The sequence below is a fragment of the Arthrobacter sp. TE26545 genome, assembly GCF_056279005.1.
Window position 1 is genome coordinate 1,018,599 of the sequence record NZ_JBWBQM010000001.1, and the last position, 14,019, is coordinate 1,032,617.

At 68.1% G+C, this 14,019-nt stretch carries 12 protein-coding genes; 7 read left to right on the top strand and 5 right to left on the bottom strand.

Annotation, left to right across the window (positions count from 1 at the left end; translation table 11 throughout):
* Positions 1 to 37: 37 nt before the first annotated feature.
* From ACZ9CK_RS04600 to ACZ9CK_RS04610, 3 genes are read right to left on the bottom strand one after another with little or no spacing between them, the layout of a single operon-like run.
* Entirely contained in the window at positions 38 to 1,708 is a 1,671-nt protein-coding gene (locus ACZ9CK_RS04600) for an LCP family protein (RefSeq protein WP_426302566.1), read from the bottom strand.
* Positions 1,709 to 1,722: 14 nt separating this feature from the next.
* Positions 1,723 to 2,286 carry a 5-(carboxyamino)imidazole ribonucleotide mutase gene (gene purE / locus ACZ9CK_RS04605; protein ID WP_426302567.1) on the bottom strand — a complete coding sequence of 188 codons (564 nt, stop codon included), beginning with the start codon at positions 2,284 to 2,286 and terminating at the stop codon, positions 1,723 to 1,725.
* The gene (locus tag ACZ9CK_RS04610) at positions 2,283 to 3,467 is read right to left on the bottom strand and encodes a 5-(carboxyamino)imidazole ribonucleotide synthase (RefSeq protein ID WP_476049369.1); all 1,185 of its coding nucleotides are present in this window, start codon (positions 3,465 to 3,467) and stop codon (positions 2,283 to 2,285) included. Before ACZ9CK_RS04610 ends, purE begins: the two co-directional genes overlap by 4 nt.
* A gap of 173 nt (positions 3,468 to 3,640) precedes the next feature.
* Here ACZ9CK_RS04610 and ACZ9CK_RS04615 point away from each other — a divergent pair, with 173 nt between their 5' ends.
* On the top strand, positions 3,641 to 4,189 hold the full coding sequence (locus tag ACZ9CK_RS04615) for a GtrA family protein (RefSeq protein ID WP_426302568.1): 549 nt from the start codon (positions 3,641 to 3,643) through the stop codon (positions 4,187 to 4,189).
* Here ACZ9CK_RS04615 and ACZ9CK_RS04620 read toward each other — a convergent pair.
* Positions 4,176 to 4,937 (bottom strand): TIGR03089 family protein, encoded by a 762-nt coding sequence (locus ACZ9CK_RS04620; RefSeq protein ID WP_426302569.1) that lies wholly within the window; start codon positions 4,935 to 4,937, stop codon positions 4,176 to 4,178. The two genes, ACZ9CK_RS04615 and ACZ9CK_RS04620, sit on opposite strands and share 14 nt — an antisense overlap.
* Positions 4,938 to 5,306: 369 nt before the next feature.
* Between ACZ9CK_RS04620 and ACZ9CK_RS04625 the strand changes: the two genes are divergently transcribed.
* The 3 genes from ACZ9CK_RS04625 to ACZ9CK_RS04635 are packed head-to-tail and all read left to right on the top strand — an operon-like array spanning position 5,307 to position 10,919.
* Positions 5,307 to 5,861, top strand: a complete 555-nt coding sequence (locus tag ACZ9CK_RS04625) for a WhiB family transcriptional regulator (RefSeq protein WP_426302570.1) — start codon at positions 5,307 to 5,309, stop codon at positions 5,859 to 5,861.
* Positions 5,862 to 5,890: 29 nt separating this feature from the next.
* A complete protein-coding gene (locus ACZ9CK_RS04630) occupies positions 5,891 to 9,262 on the top strand; it encodes a glycosyltransferase family 2 protein (RefSeq protein ID WP_426302571.1) in 3,372 nt (1,123 codons plus the stop codon).
* The gene (locus ACZ9CK_RS04635; protein ID WP_476049370.1) at positions 9,255 to 10,919 is read left to right on the top strand and encodes a DUF5719 family protein; all 1,665 of its coding nucleotides are present in this window, start codon (positions 9,255 to 9,257) and stop codon (positions 10,917 to 10,919) included. Before ACZ9CK_RS04630 ends, ACZ9CK_RS04635 begins: the two co-directional genes overlap by 8 nt.
* A gap of 45 nt (positions 10,920 to 10,964) precedes the next feature.
* Here the strand turns inward: ACZ9CK_RS04635 and ACZ9CK_RS04640 are convergent, their stop codons facing one another.
* Positions 10,965 to 11,471, bottom strand: coding sequence for a metallopeptidase family protein (locus tag ACZ9CK_RS04640; protein WP_426302573.1), 507 nt, complete (start codon positions 11,469 to 11,471; stop codon positions 10,965 to 10,967).
* Between the two features lie 305 nt (positions 11,472 to 11,776).
* On the opposite strand from ACZ9CK_RS04640, the gene ACZ9CK_RS04645 reads away from it, so the two are divergent.
* The 3 genes from ACZ9CK_RS04645 (at position 11,777) to ahcY (ending at position 14,008) form a co-directional block, all read left to right on the top strand.
* Positions 11,777 to 12,151, top strand: coding sequence for a DUF3499 domain-containing protein (locus ACZ9CK_RS04645; RefSeq protein ID WP_426302574.1), 375 nt, complete (start codon positions 11,777 to 11,779; stop codon positions 12,149 to 12,151).
* Between the two features lie 105 nt (positions 12,152 to 12,256).
* The gene (locus ACZ9CK_RS04650) at positions 12,257 to 12,481 is read left to right on the top strand and encodes a Trm112 family protein (protein ID WP_426302575.1); all 225 of its coding nucleotides are present in this window, start codon (positions 12,257 to 12,259) and stop codon (positions 12,479 to 12,481) included.
* Positions 12,482 to 12,529: 48 nt separating this feature from the next.
* The gene (gene ahcY / locus ACZ9CK_RS04655; protein ID WP_426302576.1) at positions 12,530 to 14,008 is read left to right on the top strand and encodes an adenosylhomocysteinase; all 1,479 of its coding nucleotides are present in this window, start codon (positions 12,530 to 12,532) and stop codon (positions 14,006 to 14,008) included.
* Positions 14,009 to 14,019 lie beyond the last annotated feature (11 nt).

The window sequence follows — 14,019 nt, forward strand, 5'->3', positions numbered from 1 at the left end:
CCTTGTCACTGAAGGGCTTGTCGCTGAAAGGAAGGAATTACAAGGGGCGGCACTGGCCGTTGTTCGCCAGCAGCAGTTCAAGCGTCGCATAGTCCTGGATGTCGTAGAGCGAGTTCAGGTAGGCGGCCGTGATCGGCTGGCCGTCCGGGCGGGTCGTCACCGGGGTGAAGTCGTCCGTCGGCGTTTCCGCAGTTGCCTGGGCGGGAGCGCCGGCGGGCGCACCACCGGCCTGGGGGCCGCTACCGGGGGCCGACTGCCCGACGCCGGTCAGGTAGTCCTCCTGCACGGCACCGGCCTTGGGGCCGGACTTGGCCTGGAGCAGTTTGTGGACGCGCTCATGGATGACGTTGAAGTCCGGCACGGTGGAGAACCCGGCGTCGAAGTCCGGCGGGCCGATGGTCAGGCGGGACACCGGCTGGCTCTTCGACTTGATGGCCAGGTCCACGAAGCTGCCCAGCTGGGCGGAGGAAATGTTGGATTCCACCACTTTGGTGCCGGCGCTGGCGATGGCCTCGAACTTCGACAGCAGCGTGGCCGGATCCAACTGCTTGAGCATGGCCTGCTGGACGCACTGCTGACGGGAAATCCGGGCAAAATCGTCGACGTTCTCACGGGAGCGGCTGTACCACTGCGCCTGGAAGCCGTTGAGCTTCTGTTCGCCCGCAGGGATCCAGCCGTCGGGCTTCACGTGCCTGCTGTCGCTGCCCGGGAGCATGCCGCCGCTGATGGGAACCCAGCCGCCGGCCTTGATCCGGATGCCTCCCATGGCGTCGATCAGCTTGGAGAAGCCGTCCATGTCCACCACCACGTAGGCCTGGATGGTGATGCCGAGGCTTCCGGACACCGCCTCCATGGTCGCCTGTGCGCCGGGGTCTGCGACGCCGGGGTAGAGATTCGTGTACTTGTTGCTGACCTCGGTGTTGATGGCGTTGATGAGGCATTCATTGCCGCAGTTGTAGCCTTCGGGGTAGATCTGGCGCATCGGCGAGCCCGCGCTGAACTGGGCGTTCTGGAGGTTGCGCGGCACCGAGATGATCGCGCTTTCGCCGGTTTCGGCGTCGACGCTGATGACCGAGAGGCTGTCCGGGCGCCGGCCGGTGCGGCCGTCTCCGGCGTCGCCGCCCATCATGAGGAAGTTGTAGCGGCCGTCCACGGGTTCCAAGGCCGGGCCGTTGGAGAAGATGCTGCCGATGGCGTTGCGGCCTACGTTCAGCACGTACGCCAGGTAGCTGAGCGATCCGCTGCCGATGAGCAGGGAGAAGACCAGGGCGACGGCGACAATCGGCCGCATGCCCGGGGCCAGCAGCGCCGGCCGGATGATCCGGAAGGTGTTCACGAAGAGCAGCGCCCAGCCGGCGGCGAGGGCGAGCAGGAGCACGATCAGCACCAGGGACGCCACCGGATGCGTGAACAGGGCCAGCATCAGGGAGCGGTTCAACAGGGCAACCGCCAGCAAAAGCAACGCCACCGCCCACACCGTGAAGGTCACCCGGAGGGCGAGCCGGCCCAGCTTCCGGTCACCGGCCACCAATTGCGCGCTGCCCGGCAGGAGCAGTGTCATCAGGAGCAGGACGAAGGCGCGCTTGGTCCGTACCGGCGCACTCGCGGAGGCCGGGAACCGGACCGGGTCGGTGAGCGTCGCGGTGCCCTCGAGTTGTGTCGGGCTGGACTGGCTGCTTGCCTGGCTCCCGGTGTGGCTCCTAGTCATCGGCGAGGCCTCCCTTAGCGGCTGCTCCGGGCGGATACGTTGTCCTGGGAGAACACTTCTGCCACTTTGTCGCGCAGCTTGGCGCCCTTGGCCGAGGCCACGTTGTTCAGTTCCTGTGCAAATTCCAGGAGCTCGCCCTGCAGGCGGACGGCCAGTTCGTCGCTGCCGGAGGCCAGCATGCGCACGGCGAGCAGGCCGGCGTTGCGTGCGCCGCCGATCGACACAGTGGCCACGGGAACACCGGCAGGCATCTGCACAATGGAGAGCAGCGAGTCCATGCCGTCCAGGGTCTTCAGCGGCACCGGCACGCCGATGACCGGCAGGGGAGTGACGGAGGCGAGCATGCCCGGCAGGTGCGCGGCACCACCGGCGCCGGCGATGATCACGCGGATGCCGCGCTCATGGGCGGTCTGTCCGTAGCGGATCATTTCCGTGGGCATCCGGTGCGCGGAGACGACGTCGGCTTCGAAAGGGATGCCGAACTCGGCGAGGGCGTCCGCGGCTGCTTCCATGACGGGCCAATCGGAGTCCGAGCCCATCACGAGGCCTACGATCGGGGCGGCGTTCTGTGCACTCATGCGGTCTCCTCGGGGAATTCAGCCGGCACGCGGCCGTCGCAGATGATGCCGGCCACCACGGTTGCGCGGCGGCGGAGGTTGTCGATTTCGGTGACGGAATCGCCCACGATGTTGACGTGGCCGATCTTGCGCCCGGCGCGGACGGACTTGCCGTAGCAGTGCACCTTCGCGGCGGGCTCGTAGGCGAGTGCCTGCGGGTAGGCGCTGAACAGGTCCTCGTTGTCCCCGCCCAGGAAGTTCTTCATCACGGCTACCGAGCCCAGCACGTCGGTGGCGCCGAGCGGAAGGTCCAGGACAGCACGCAGGTGCTGTTCGAACTGGCTGGTCACGGAGCCGTCCTGGGTCCAGTGGCCCGTGTTGTGCGGGCGCATGGCCAGCTCGTTGATCAGGAAGCCGACGCCGACTCCCGGAGTCTCGAAGAGTTCGGCTGCCATGACGCCGGTGACGCCGAGTTCCTCGGCGATCCGCAGCGCGGCCTCCTCCGCGGCGGCGGCCACTTCCACCGGGATGTCCTGTGCGGGAGCGATGACTTCGTCACAGACGCCGTCCACCTGGATGGTGTGGGCAACGGGCCAGGCGCGGGATTCGCCGCCGGGGGTCCTGGCCACCAGGGCGGAGAGTTCGCGGCTGAAGTCCACCTTCGCTTCGGCCAGCAACGGGCTCATCGCTTCGAACCAGCCTGCGGTCTCCTCGGCCTCGGCGGGGGAGTGCACAATGCGTACGCCCTTGCCGTCGTACCCGCCGCGCGGGGTCTTCAGGACCACGGGCCAGCCGGTTTCGGTGCCGAAGTCCACGAGCTCGGCGACGGTGTGCACCGCCGCCCAAGCCGGGTTGGGCAGTCCGAGGCGGTCGATCGCCGCGCGCATCACCAGCTTGTCCTGGGCGTGGACCAAGGCGTCCGGGCCCGGCTGGACATTGACGCCTGCGTCGATGAGGGCACGCAGGTGCTCGCTCGGGACGTGCTCGTGGTCGAAGGTCATCACGTCCAGGCCCTTGGCGAACTCAAGGAGGGCGTCGAGGTCCTTGTAGTCGCCCACGGGTGCCGTGGCCACAGCGCGTGCCGCGGAGACGTCCTCGCCTTCAGCGAGAACGCGGAGCTCGAAACCGAGGGCAGTCGCTGCCGGGGCCATCATTCGTGCGAGCTGGCCGCCGCCAACAACGCCAATAACAGGAAAAGTCACAGGGTTCAGCCTACCGAACAGCGGGCCGGATAAGGGATTCCGTGCCGCCCGGGGACCCCTTTTGCCGGGCGGAAAGGGGCTGGCGGCAACTTTCCCTGCAGCTTGCGCCAAGGAAACGGCGCTAAAATGGTGCTTCGGCCCGTCGGCCCCAATTCACCAGGCCTTGGAGGGTCATGATCAACACACTTGCAGATCGCATTCGCGGCTTTGCCTCGCTCTTCTGGCGCGAGGTGGCCAAGTTCGGCGCTGTCGGCGGTGTGGCGTTCGTCATCGACAACGGGCTCACGTATTACCTGATGCACGGCCCGATGTCTGACAGCCCGTCCAAGGCCCGCTTTGTCGGCGCGCTCCTGGCCACCATCTTCTCCTGGGTCGCCAACCGCTTCTGGACCTTCAGGCACCGCCGGCAGGACAACGTGCTGCGGGAATTCGTGATGTTCGCCATCATCAACGGCATCGGCATCGGCATCTCCACTGGGTTCACGTTCATCGCGAACTACTGGCTGCACATCACGGAGAAGAACCTGTTGTTTGCCGCGGGTGTCTTCGGCATCCTGGTGGCCACCGTGGTCCGGTTCTTCGCCTACCGCTTCCTGGTGTTCAACCAGGAACTCGACGAAGAGCCGGAGTTCTCCCACGACCACGAGCTCATCGAACTCCACCCCAAGGCCAGGCCCGAGGCGGGACAGGCCAGCGACCCGGAATCCCTCAAGCGCCCCTGACGCGCTCGTTCTGCAGGAGGTGCTCGGTCACCTCAACGTCCGGGTGGACCAGCACGATCGAGCCGCCGCGGTCCCAGCAGCCGAGGGCCTCGGCCAGGGCGGCATCCAATCCGTCCGCGGCCCGCACCAGAATGCGGGCGGCCTCATCGTGCCCCGCTTCCGCCCCTTCGCCGTCTGCGGCCGGCCCCGCCGCGGCGAACTCGGTCAGCAGTTCGCCATGGCTGAAGCCCCGCCCGGGAAGGCGCAGCGCCGACAGGCCCGGCTCCGCTTCCGCGTATGGCATGAACACATCGCCGTGGGAGCGCACTTCCGCCGCGTAGTCCAGGACGCCGGGTGGCAGCGTTCCCGGCCAGCGCATCGCCAGCGCGGCAAGCGGTACGGCAACGACGGCGTCAAAACCCGCGCCGGCTCCGTCGCCGGCGGTGTCGGCGGACCCGGCGTCCTCCGGGCTGGAGGTGGCAAGCAGGTCTGCAGGGCCGCCGTCGAGTACGAGTTCCATGCCCAGCTGCCAGGCCGCCAGCGCCCACACGAGTGACTTCCAGTGGGCCGGCAACTCCAGGCGCAGCGAAATTCCCGGCCCGGCGTCGAGCTCGTCCTGGAGAAGGTTGGCCGTCTTGGCCACCCAGTTGTCCAGCACGCGGCCGGACAGTTCGATCCGTTCGGAATCGGGGCCGTACCAGGTGAGGCGGGGGGAGGTGGCGTGGCCGGAGCGGAGCGCAGTCATCAGGTTCATTGCCGGGATGCTCATGGCTAAATCTTCGCACGGGGCACACCGGCGCGCGCGGACGGATTTCTCTTCACAAATGCTGTGATTTGCGCCACTCAACTTCGGCTGCCCGGTTGCATGAAGCATTCCTTCATCCGCGGAAATTCAACGAACGTTCAGCTTAAGTGGAATGTGGCTTCCGTTTTCCCGGCATCGCCCGGATCGGGCGGAAAAATCCCGGGCGTGGCGCGGCGCACCAAGTCGGCGTGTGGTGATTATTATCCCGGCGCAGCTTGACGCCCCGGTAGTTACACGCGTGTAATTAGTAATCAATCGCCGCTGCGCAGTTATCGCGTACACAACCGAGTGCCGGACCATTCAGGCAGCGGCTGCAACATCAGGAGGGACGCCATGGGGCAAGCGTTGAGAATCCAGGAAGATGCAGCCGTCGCAGGAATTGCGTCGGTGAAATACCGGTCACGGGAGGTCCCGGGCGATTGGTACGTGGATCCTGCCGATCCTGCCGCGGCTGAGCGGTATCTCGAAGCAACCCGGGAGTCGCTCGAGGACCAGGCTACGGCTTTGCTGGCCGAACACGAAGCACAGGAGAACGAAGGCCTGCTTGGCGACGGTGATTCCGCCGACGGCCTCGACGATCCGCCCATGGAGCTCCACCGCCCGGCCGGCACACCCGGCCAGCCGCTGTGGGTCGGACTCCCCGGCCTGGCCGATTTCGACGACGAGGGCGAACTGGGATGGCAGGGCGACGCGCTCTGCGCCCAGACCGACCCCGAAGCGTTCTTCCCCGAAAAAGGCGGGTCGACCCGCGACGCGAAGAAGGTCTGCGGAGCGTGCAACGTCCGCGCGCAGTGCCTGGAATATGCGCTGGCCAACGATGAACGGTTTGGCATCTGGGGCGGTCTCTCCGAGCGGGAGCGCCGGCGGTTGAGGAAGCGAGCGGTCTGATTCTCGAAGCAGTACACGTTACTGCCGTTGTGGTCTCCCACAACGGTGCTAGCTATCTCCCCAGGACCCTGGCGGCTCTGCTGGAACAGACGCGTCCGGCAGATGCCGCCATTGGCGTTGATACAGGCTCGCGGGACAACTCGGCAAAGCAACTCGAGCGGGCACTGGGCAAGGCCAATGTCACCTCATCCGAACATCCGAAGGACGGCTTCGGCGGTGCCGTCAAGGCGGGCCTGGCGGCCCTGGCCCCGGCCAAGGGAACCGGCTCGGAGTGGATCTGGCTGCTCCATGACGACGCCGCCCCCGCACCGGACGCGCTTGCCGAGCTGTTGCACGCCGTCGAGCGCGCGCCTTCGGTCACAGTGGCCGGCTGCAAGCAGCTGGACTGGGATGCCGAGCGCAGGCTGATCGACGCCGGCCTGTCGACCAGCCGCTGGGCCGAACGGCTGACCCTCATCGACGCCGATGAACTCGACCAGGGCCAGTACGACGGCCGTACAGACACCTTCGCGGTCAACTCTGCCGGAATGCTGGTACGCCGGGATGTCTGGGAACAGCTGCAGGGCTTCGATCCTGCGCTGCCCGGCGTCGGCGACGACGTTGACCTCTGCTGGCGCAACTGGCTGGCCGGGAACCGTGTGGTGGTGGTGCCTTCGGCCAGGATGTTCCACGTGGACGGCCGCCCGGACGCCCTTTCCAACCCGGTGGCGGCCCGCAAGGCGCAGATCCACCTCCGGCTTAAGCACTGCCCGGCGTGGGCCGTGCCCGTGCACGCGGTCGGGGCGTTGCTCGGCAGCGTCCTGCGTTTTGTGTTGAGCATCCTGGTCAAGGAGCCTGGGCGCGGGCTGTCCCAACTGGGTGCCACGCTGGCGGCCCTCGTCCGGCCGGCTGCGCTGTTCCGGGGCCGCCGGACCGCCGCGCAGTCCCGCAAGGTCCGCCGTTCTGTGATCCGAGGCCTGCAGACATCGCGCCGGGAGGTCTGGGCACACCGGCGATCCCTGGTCGAGGCTGTGGGAGTCGATGAAGACGAGGACTTCCTTCCGGAGCGGCTGTCCTCGGATCTGCTGAACAGCGCGCCCACCGGCGACGCAGGCGATGACTTCGCCGCCCTTGCCACGAAAGATCGGGGCTGGATCGGCACCGGTGCCCTCACCGCCGTCTTCCTCGCCCTGGCGGCATCGGTAGCGGGCCTGCTGGGCCTGTTCGGCGCGTCCGCGGTCACCGGCGGCGGGCTGCTTCCGCTCTCCTCGGATCCCGCGGCGATCTGGCGAACCGCCTCGAGCTGGTGGATCGGCCTCGGTGCCGGGCTGCCCGGCCACGGCGATCCCTTCGGCTATGTGCTTTGGCTGCTTTCCCTGATCGGCGGCGGCGACGGAAACGCTGCGATGGCGTGGCTGCTGCTGCTGGCCATGCCGCTCTCCGCACTCGGCGCCTGGTTCGCCGCCGGTGCGCTGACCAGGCTACGCCGTTTCCGTTTCATCGCAGCCTTGTTGTGGGCCGCCGCCCCGGCGCTGCAGGTGGCCCTGAACCAAGGACGGGCAGGAGCGCTCCTGGCCCACGTCATGATGCCCTTGCTGGTCCTGGCCCTGCTTCGTGCCACCGGTTCCGCCCGCGGCCGGGGCGCGGCGGCCGGCAAGCACGCCCTGGCTTCCGCATCCAAGGGCCGGGGCGCGGCGGCACTTCCCACGAAAGCGGCCCCCGGCAAGCCCGGCAGCAACGGCACGCCCTCCTGGACGGCCGCTGCCGCCGCAGGCCTGGTGCTCGCCGTTGTGACCGCCTCAGCGCCGTCCCTGTTCCTCCCGCTCGCGCTCCTGATCGTCTTCTGCGGGATCTTCCTGGGACGCCGCGGCCGGACCATTTGGTGGGCCCTGCTTCCCGCTGTCGTGTTGTTCGTGCCGTACGGCATCTCCCTGCTGGACCGCCCCCGCGCCCTGCTGGCAGACCCCGGTGTGCCGCTCGGTTCCGACGCAGCCCCGCTCTGGCAGCAGCTGCTTGGCCAGCCATTGGAATTCGCGCCCGACGGCGGCCTGGCGAACCTTCCGCTGTTCGGCCCCTCCGGCGTGCCGTGGGCCCTGCTGCTTGCGCTGTTGCTCGGCGCTCCGCTGCTGATCCTGGCTGCGGCGGCGCTCTTCGTTCCAGGCCGGCGGACCCGGGTGACCCGCATGCTGTGGCTGGCGGCGATCGTGATGCTGGCCTGGTCGTGGGCGTCCGCACACGTTGCCACGGCACTCGTGGGCAATACGCTCGTCACCCCCTTCAGCGGTCCCGCCGTATCGGCGGCAGCCTGCGCCTTGCTGGGTGCGGCCATGATCGGCGCCGAGAACCTCCTCCGTTTCGCCGGCCGGTCCCGCACAGGCGCCGAAGCCAGCCCGCGCTCGGCGCGTGCCGCGGTGCTTCCCTGGTTCTCGGGACTGGTGACAGCGCTGTTGGTGGTTGGTCCGTTGCTCGGGATGAGCGTGTGGGCCACCCAGAACGCCTTGCCCGACGCGGACTCCGGCTACCCCCACGGAGCACTGGGTGCAGCGCCCTTGCTCACGCCCGCCGCCGAGCGCACCCTGCCAGCCACCGCCGTCGACCATGGCCAGGGGCCGGAGCGCAGCAACACGCTGGTCATCACGCCCGACGAACAGGGCGGGTACGGCTCGGCACTGATGCGCGGCGCCGGAACCACACTCGACTCGTTGTCCACCATCGCGGCGGCCAGGCAGATCAGCGGCCCTCCCGGAAGAGAGCAGCTCCGGGGTGACGATGACGCCACGGCCTCGATCCGGACCGCCGTCGCAACCATCGTGGCCGGCACCGGGGTCGACCCGCGGCCCGCACTGGAGCAGCTGGGGGCGGGCTTCGTGGTCCTGAAGGCCCCCGATGCCGCCGCGCAGCTGACCGCGAACAGGATCGACGCCGTACCCGGCCTGGTGGCCGTCGGCCAGACAGACGCCGGCTGGCTGTGGCGGATAACGCCGCTCAGCGACGCCGCAGCGAAAGACGCCGAGACCGCGCACCGCGCCCGGATCATCGACCCCAAGGGTGCCGTCACGGCCCTGCTGCCGTCTTCGGGCAACAACGTGGACGGGGCCGTTCCGGACGGTGCTGTTGGCCGCAAGCTCGTACTCGCCGAACGTTTCGATCCGGGGTGGAGTGCATGGCTGGACGGGCACCGCCTGACTGCCACCACGTCCGGCTGGGCACAGTCCTTCACCCTGCCCGCACGCGGCGGTGACCTCGAAGTCCGCTATGTCAGTCCATGGGAGCCCTGGCTCGGTGCTCTACAGGTGTTGGTGATCGGCCTGACTGCCCTCCTGGCCATCCCGATGCCAGCCCGGCGCCCAAGGCCCACCCGGACCATTCAGGACCGGGGTCGGGAAGAACAGCCCCTCCCCAAGGAGCGCAGCAGTGTCTAAGGACAACACCCAAGCCCCCGAGACCGCCCCGAAGGCGGCCTCGAAGGCTGGCAAAAAGAAGGCCGGCAAGAAGAAGTCCGGCAAGAAGCCGCAAGGCCGCGGCATCGTCACCGGATTGCTTTCGGCCGGCGTCCTGCTTGCCGGGGGAGCAGGGGTGGTCTTCGCCGCGGGGGTCCTTCCCGGACCGGCCGGAAGCCGGACGCTCGAGGCCAAACTCTCGGACGTTCCCGCCGGCCGCAGCACCATGGTGTGTCCCGGCCCCGCGGTGCTGCCCGAAGGGACAGCCGCCGGCACCGACGCCCAATTCAGCCCTGTTTCGCGGACGGCGAAGAACAGCCTGAACGCCCTGGTACTCAGCGACGCCTCAGGGACCCTGCCCGGAAGCAGGGTGGCGGCCCTGGACGGAAGTGCGGCCAGGACCGTCTCCGAGGCACCGAAGGGAACCCCGGCGCCGGCCCCCGGACCGCCGGCGCTCAAAGCCGCAACGGTTGCGCAGTCCGCTCCCAAGATCACCGTGCTCGACGCCGAACCCACCGGCAACCAGCAGGCCGCCATGGCCGCCGTCGGAAGCTACTCCGCCGCGGACGGCGACCTGCGCGGCCTCGCCGTGGCCCAATGCCAGCAGCCCTCGAACGATTTCTGGCTCCTTGGCGCCGACACCACCCTGGGACGGACCGCGCTGCTGCACCTCAGCAACGCCTCCGGGACGCCGGCCACGGTCAACCTTGAACTCCTCGGCGCGAAGGGGCGGATCCAGTCACCCGGAAGCCGCGGGCTCCTGGTTCCGCCGCACAGCAGCCGCATCATCAATCTGGCCGGCCTCGCCGCCGATGAGAAGCACCTCTCCCTCCACGTGCGCAGCAGCGGCGGTCCAGTCGCCGCAACCGTCCAGCAGAGCGTACTGCGCGGGCTCGTCTCCGGCGGAGTGGAACAGCTCGCACCGGGCGCCGGCCCTGCGGACGCCCAGGTCATGACCGGCGTCGTCGTCCAGGATCCCAAGACCATCAAGGCGCTCAGCAGCAAGGGCGGCTTCTCCGACGCGGTTCCTGCTCTTGAAATCACCGTCCCCGGTGCGGCCGACGCCGTCGTGGACGTCAGGCTCTTCGGACCAAACGGGCAACAGACACTGCCCGGCGGGGGAGCGGTCACCGCCAAGGCGGGCTCGGTCACCGAACTCCGCCTGGACGGCGTGCCCGCAGGAACCTACACGGTGAGCGCCACCTCGGACGTGCCCTTCGCCGCGGCCGCCCGGCTGCTCGGGAACCCGCGCGAATCCGCGCCCATGGACTTCGCCTGGTCACCGGCTGCCGTCCGCCTCGGCAGCCAGCACGTTGTGGCCGTGCCGCAGGACGGGCTCCGCTTCCTGAGTTTCGGCGTACCCGACGGCAGGGCAACCGTGAGCTACACCCCGGTGACGGCGGACGGCAAGCTCGGCAAGACCGAATCGGTGGACATCGCGGGGGGAACGACGACGGTCATCGGCGTTCCGGACAGCGCCAAGGGGCCCGCGGTGATTGGCTATGTCGTGGCCGCCTCGGGCGACCCGGCTTACGGCGCCGTGCTGCTCGGCGAGGAGGACGGACCCGGGATCTCGACGGTAGCCATCCAGCAGGGTGCGCTGGGGCACGAGAAAGTCGCGGTCACGCTGGGGTACTGAAGTCCGGCGTATTGAATTCCGGCGTGCCGGGACCCGCCGGCCGCGTTACTGGTAACGGCGGCGGTACACCGGATCCAGGGATTCCGGCGGAACCCCCAGGTACTCTGCGGTGTATTCCACGACGACGTCATGGATGAGATCCTGCAGTTCCTCCCGGCCGCCCGCGGTGTGTTCCACCACACGGCGGTACACGGTGATGAGCGGACCTTCGGTGCGGGTGCCCCTGCTGCAGGCGCCCAATGGAGCGGCTCCGCCTTCGGCCACAAGTTGCTCCAGGTTGGGCGGGATCTCCTCCACGGCGAAAGCCACACCGCTGAGTTGCTGGCCCCACATGTCCTGGAGCCGTTCGGCCGAGTCCAGGACCAGATCGTCGAAGCGTTCCGCCCTGCTGCGGTAGCCCGGAAGGGTGGGAAGCATGACTTCGCCGCGTTGGCCCCGGCCGTGACGGTTCCGCCGGCGCTGCCTGAAGCTGCGCACCGGAGCGCCGGATGGGTTTCCGCCGGCTTCGCCCAGGCTGATCGTGAAGCCCGGACTTTGGTGCTGTGACTGCATAACTAGACTTTAGTCCCCATCGGCTCCCAAATCTCGCTGCGCTCGATTCGGGGCCCTCGCCGATGTGGGCCCACCCATCGTTCCGAAATCTCGCTGCGCTCGATTCGGGGCCCTCGCCGATGTGGGCCCACCCATCGGCTCCCAAATCTCGCTGCGCTCGATTCGGGGCCCTCGCCGATGTGGGCCCACCCATCGTTCCGAAATCTCGCTGCGTGAGGATTGAGAGGGCGCGGCCAGCGCGACATAATGCGCGCGCAGGGGCCAATGCGCCGTGTGCCGCCCTGCACCCGCTAATCTGGGATGTTGTGGGTGCTATTCGCCAATGTTCCAGGTCAGCCTGCCGCCAGTCCGCGGTGGCCACTCTGACGTACGTTTACGCCGAGTCCACGGCCGTGCTGGGGCCGCTGGCGATGTACGCCGAACCCCACTCCTACGATCTGTGCACCCAGCACGCCGGCTCCCTGACGGTCCCGCGCGGCTGGGAAGTGCTCCGTCTCGCGATGCCTTCCACCCCGCCCGAACCGGGTCCGGACGACCTGCTGGCCCTGGCGAACGCAGTGCGCGAAGCCGCGGCGGCTCCCGAGGTTTCCGAACAGCGGACCGGACGTCCCGCCGTCGAACCTCCGGTGGTCGAGGGCACCCGCCGCGGACACCTGCGCATCCTGCGCGAGCCTTCCTGAGGCGTAAAGTCAATCGTCCCCGCAGTTGCCGGGCTGTACGCTGGAAGCTGCACATCCGGTCCGCCACCGGCACCATGAGACGGTGCCATCCAGGGAGCTACAGCCATGCCAAAGGTCAGTCCTGAACTGTTGTCCATTCTGCGTTGCCCGGTCACCGGTTCACCGCTGGTCCAGGAAGGCGAAGAGCTGGTAGCGGTCGAGGCGGACTCCACGGGCAACAAGCCCCGCTACAGCATCCAGGACGGCATCCCGCTGCTGCTCCCGCCGGAACTGCTGGCCGCGGCGGACTCCGCCGCCTCAGACCAGCACGACGCTCCCCGCAAAGCCTGACCGCACGCATCTGTTCCAGCTGTTAACCGGTTCTATCTAAGGACATCCATGACTTTCGACTTCAAGGTTGCCGACCTTTCCCTGGCCGAGGCAGGCCGCCACCAGATCCGCCTCGCCGAACATGAAATGCCGGGCCTGATGTCCCTGCGCGCCGAATTCGGCCCGAGCCAGCCGCTCAAGGGCGCCCGGATCGCAGGATCTCTGCACATGACCGTGCAGACCGCCGTGCTTATCGAGACCCTGACCGCCCTGGGCGCGGAAATCCGCTGGGCCTCCTGCAACATCTTCTCCACCCAGGACGAAGCCGCTGCCGCCGTCGTCGTCGGCAAGGGCACCCCTGAGGACCCGCAGGGTGTGCCGGTCTTCGCCTGGAAGGGCGAAACCCTCGATGAGTACTGGTGGACCGCCGAGCAGATCCTCACCTGGCCCGGTGCCGACAGCAACCCGGAGCTGGGCCCCAACATGATCCTCGACGACGGCGGTGACGCCACGCTGCTGCTGCACAAGGGCGTCGAGTTCGAAGCCGCCGGCGCCGTACCGGAAGCCACCGACGACGATCCGGAAGAATATGCGCTGATCCTCGGCGTGCTCCGTGCCTCCCTCGCCCGGGACCCGCAGAAATGGACCCGCATCGCCGCCGGCATCCGCGGCGTCAGCGAAGAGACCACCACCGGCGTGCACCGCCTCTACCAGCTCGCCGAACAGGGCAAGCTGCTGTTCCCGGCGATCAACGTCAACGACTCCGTCACCAAGAGCAAGTTCGACAACAAGTACGGCATCCGCCACTCGCTGCCGGACGGCATCAACCGCGCCACCGACGTGCTGATCGGCGGAAAGGTCGCCGTCGTCTGCGGTTACGGCGACGTCGGAAAGGGTGCGGCGGAAGCGCTCCGCGGCCAGGGCGCCCGGGTGATCGTCACCGAAATCGACCCCATCTGCGCGCTGCAGGCCGCCATGGACGGCTACCAGGTGGCGCGCCTCGAAACCGTGCTGGAACAGGGTGACATCTTCATCACCACCACGGGCAACAAGGACGTCATCATGGCCGAGGACATGGTGCGCATGAAGAACAAGGCGATAGTGGGCAACATCGGCCACTTCGACAACGAGATCGACATGGCCGGCCTGGCCAAGGTCGACGGGGTCAAGAAGGTGGAGATCAAGCCCCAGGTCCACGAGTGGGTCTTCGACGCCGGCACCGCCGCCGAACGCTCCATCATCGTGCTCTCCGAAGGCCGCCTCCTGAACCTGGGCAACGCCACGGGCCACCCCTCCTTCGTGATGAGCAACTCCTTCGCCAACCAGACCATCGCCCAGATCGAGCTGTGGACCAAGCGGGACCAGCCTGAAGGCGAACGCGAATACGAAAACCAGGTCTACGTGCTGCCGAAGATCCTCGACGAGAAGGTGGCCCGGCTGCACCTGGACGCGCTGGGAGTCGAACTCACCGAACTCAGCAAGGAACAGGCCGAATACCTGGACCTGGACGTGGCCGGTCCGTACAAGCCGGAGCACTACCGCTACTGACGTCCGGGGGA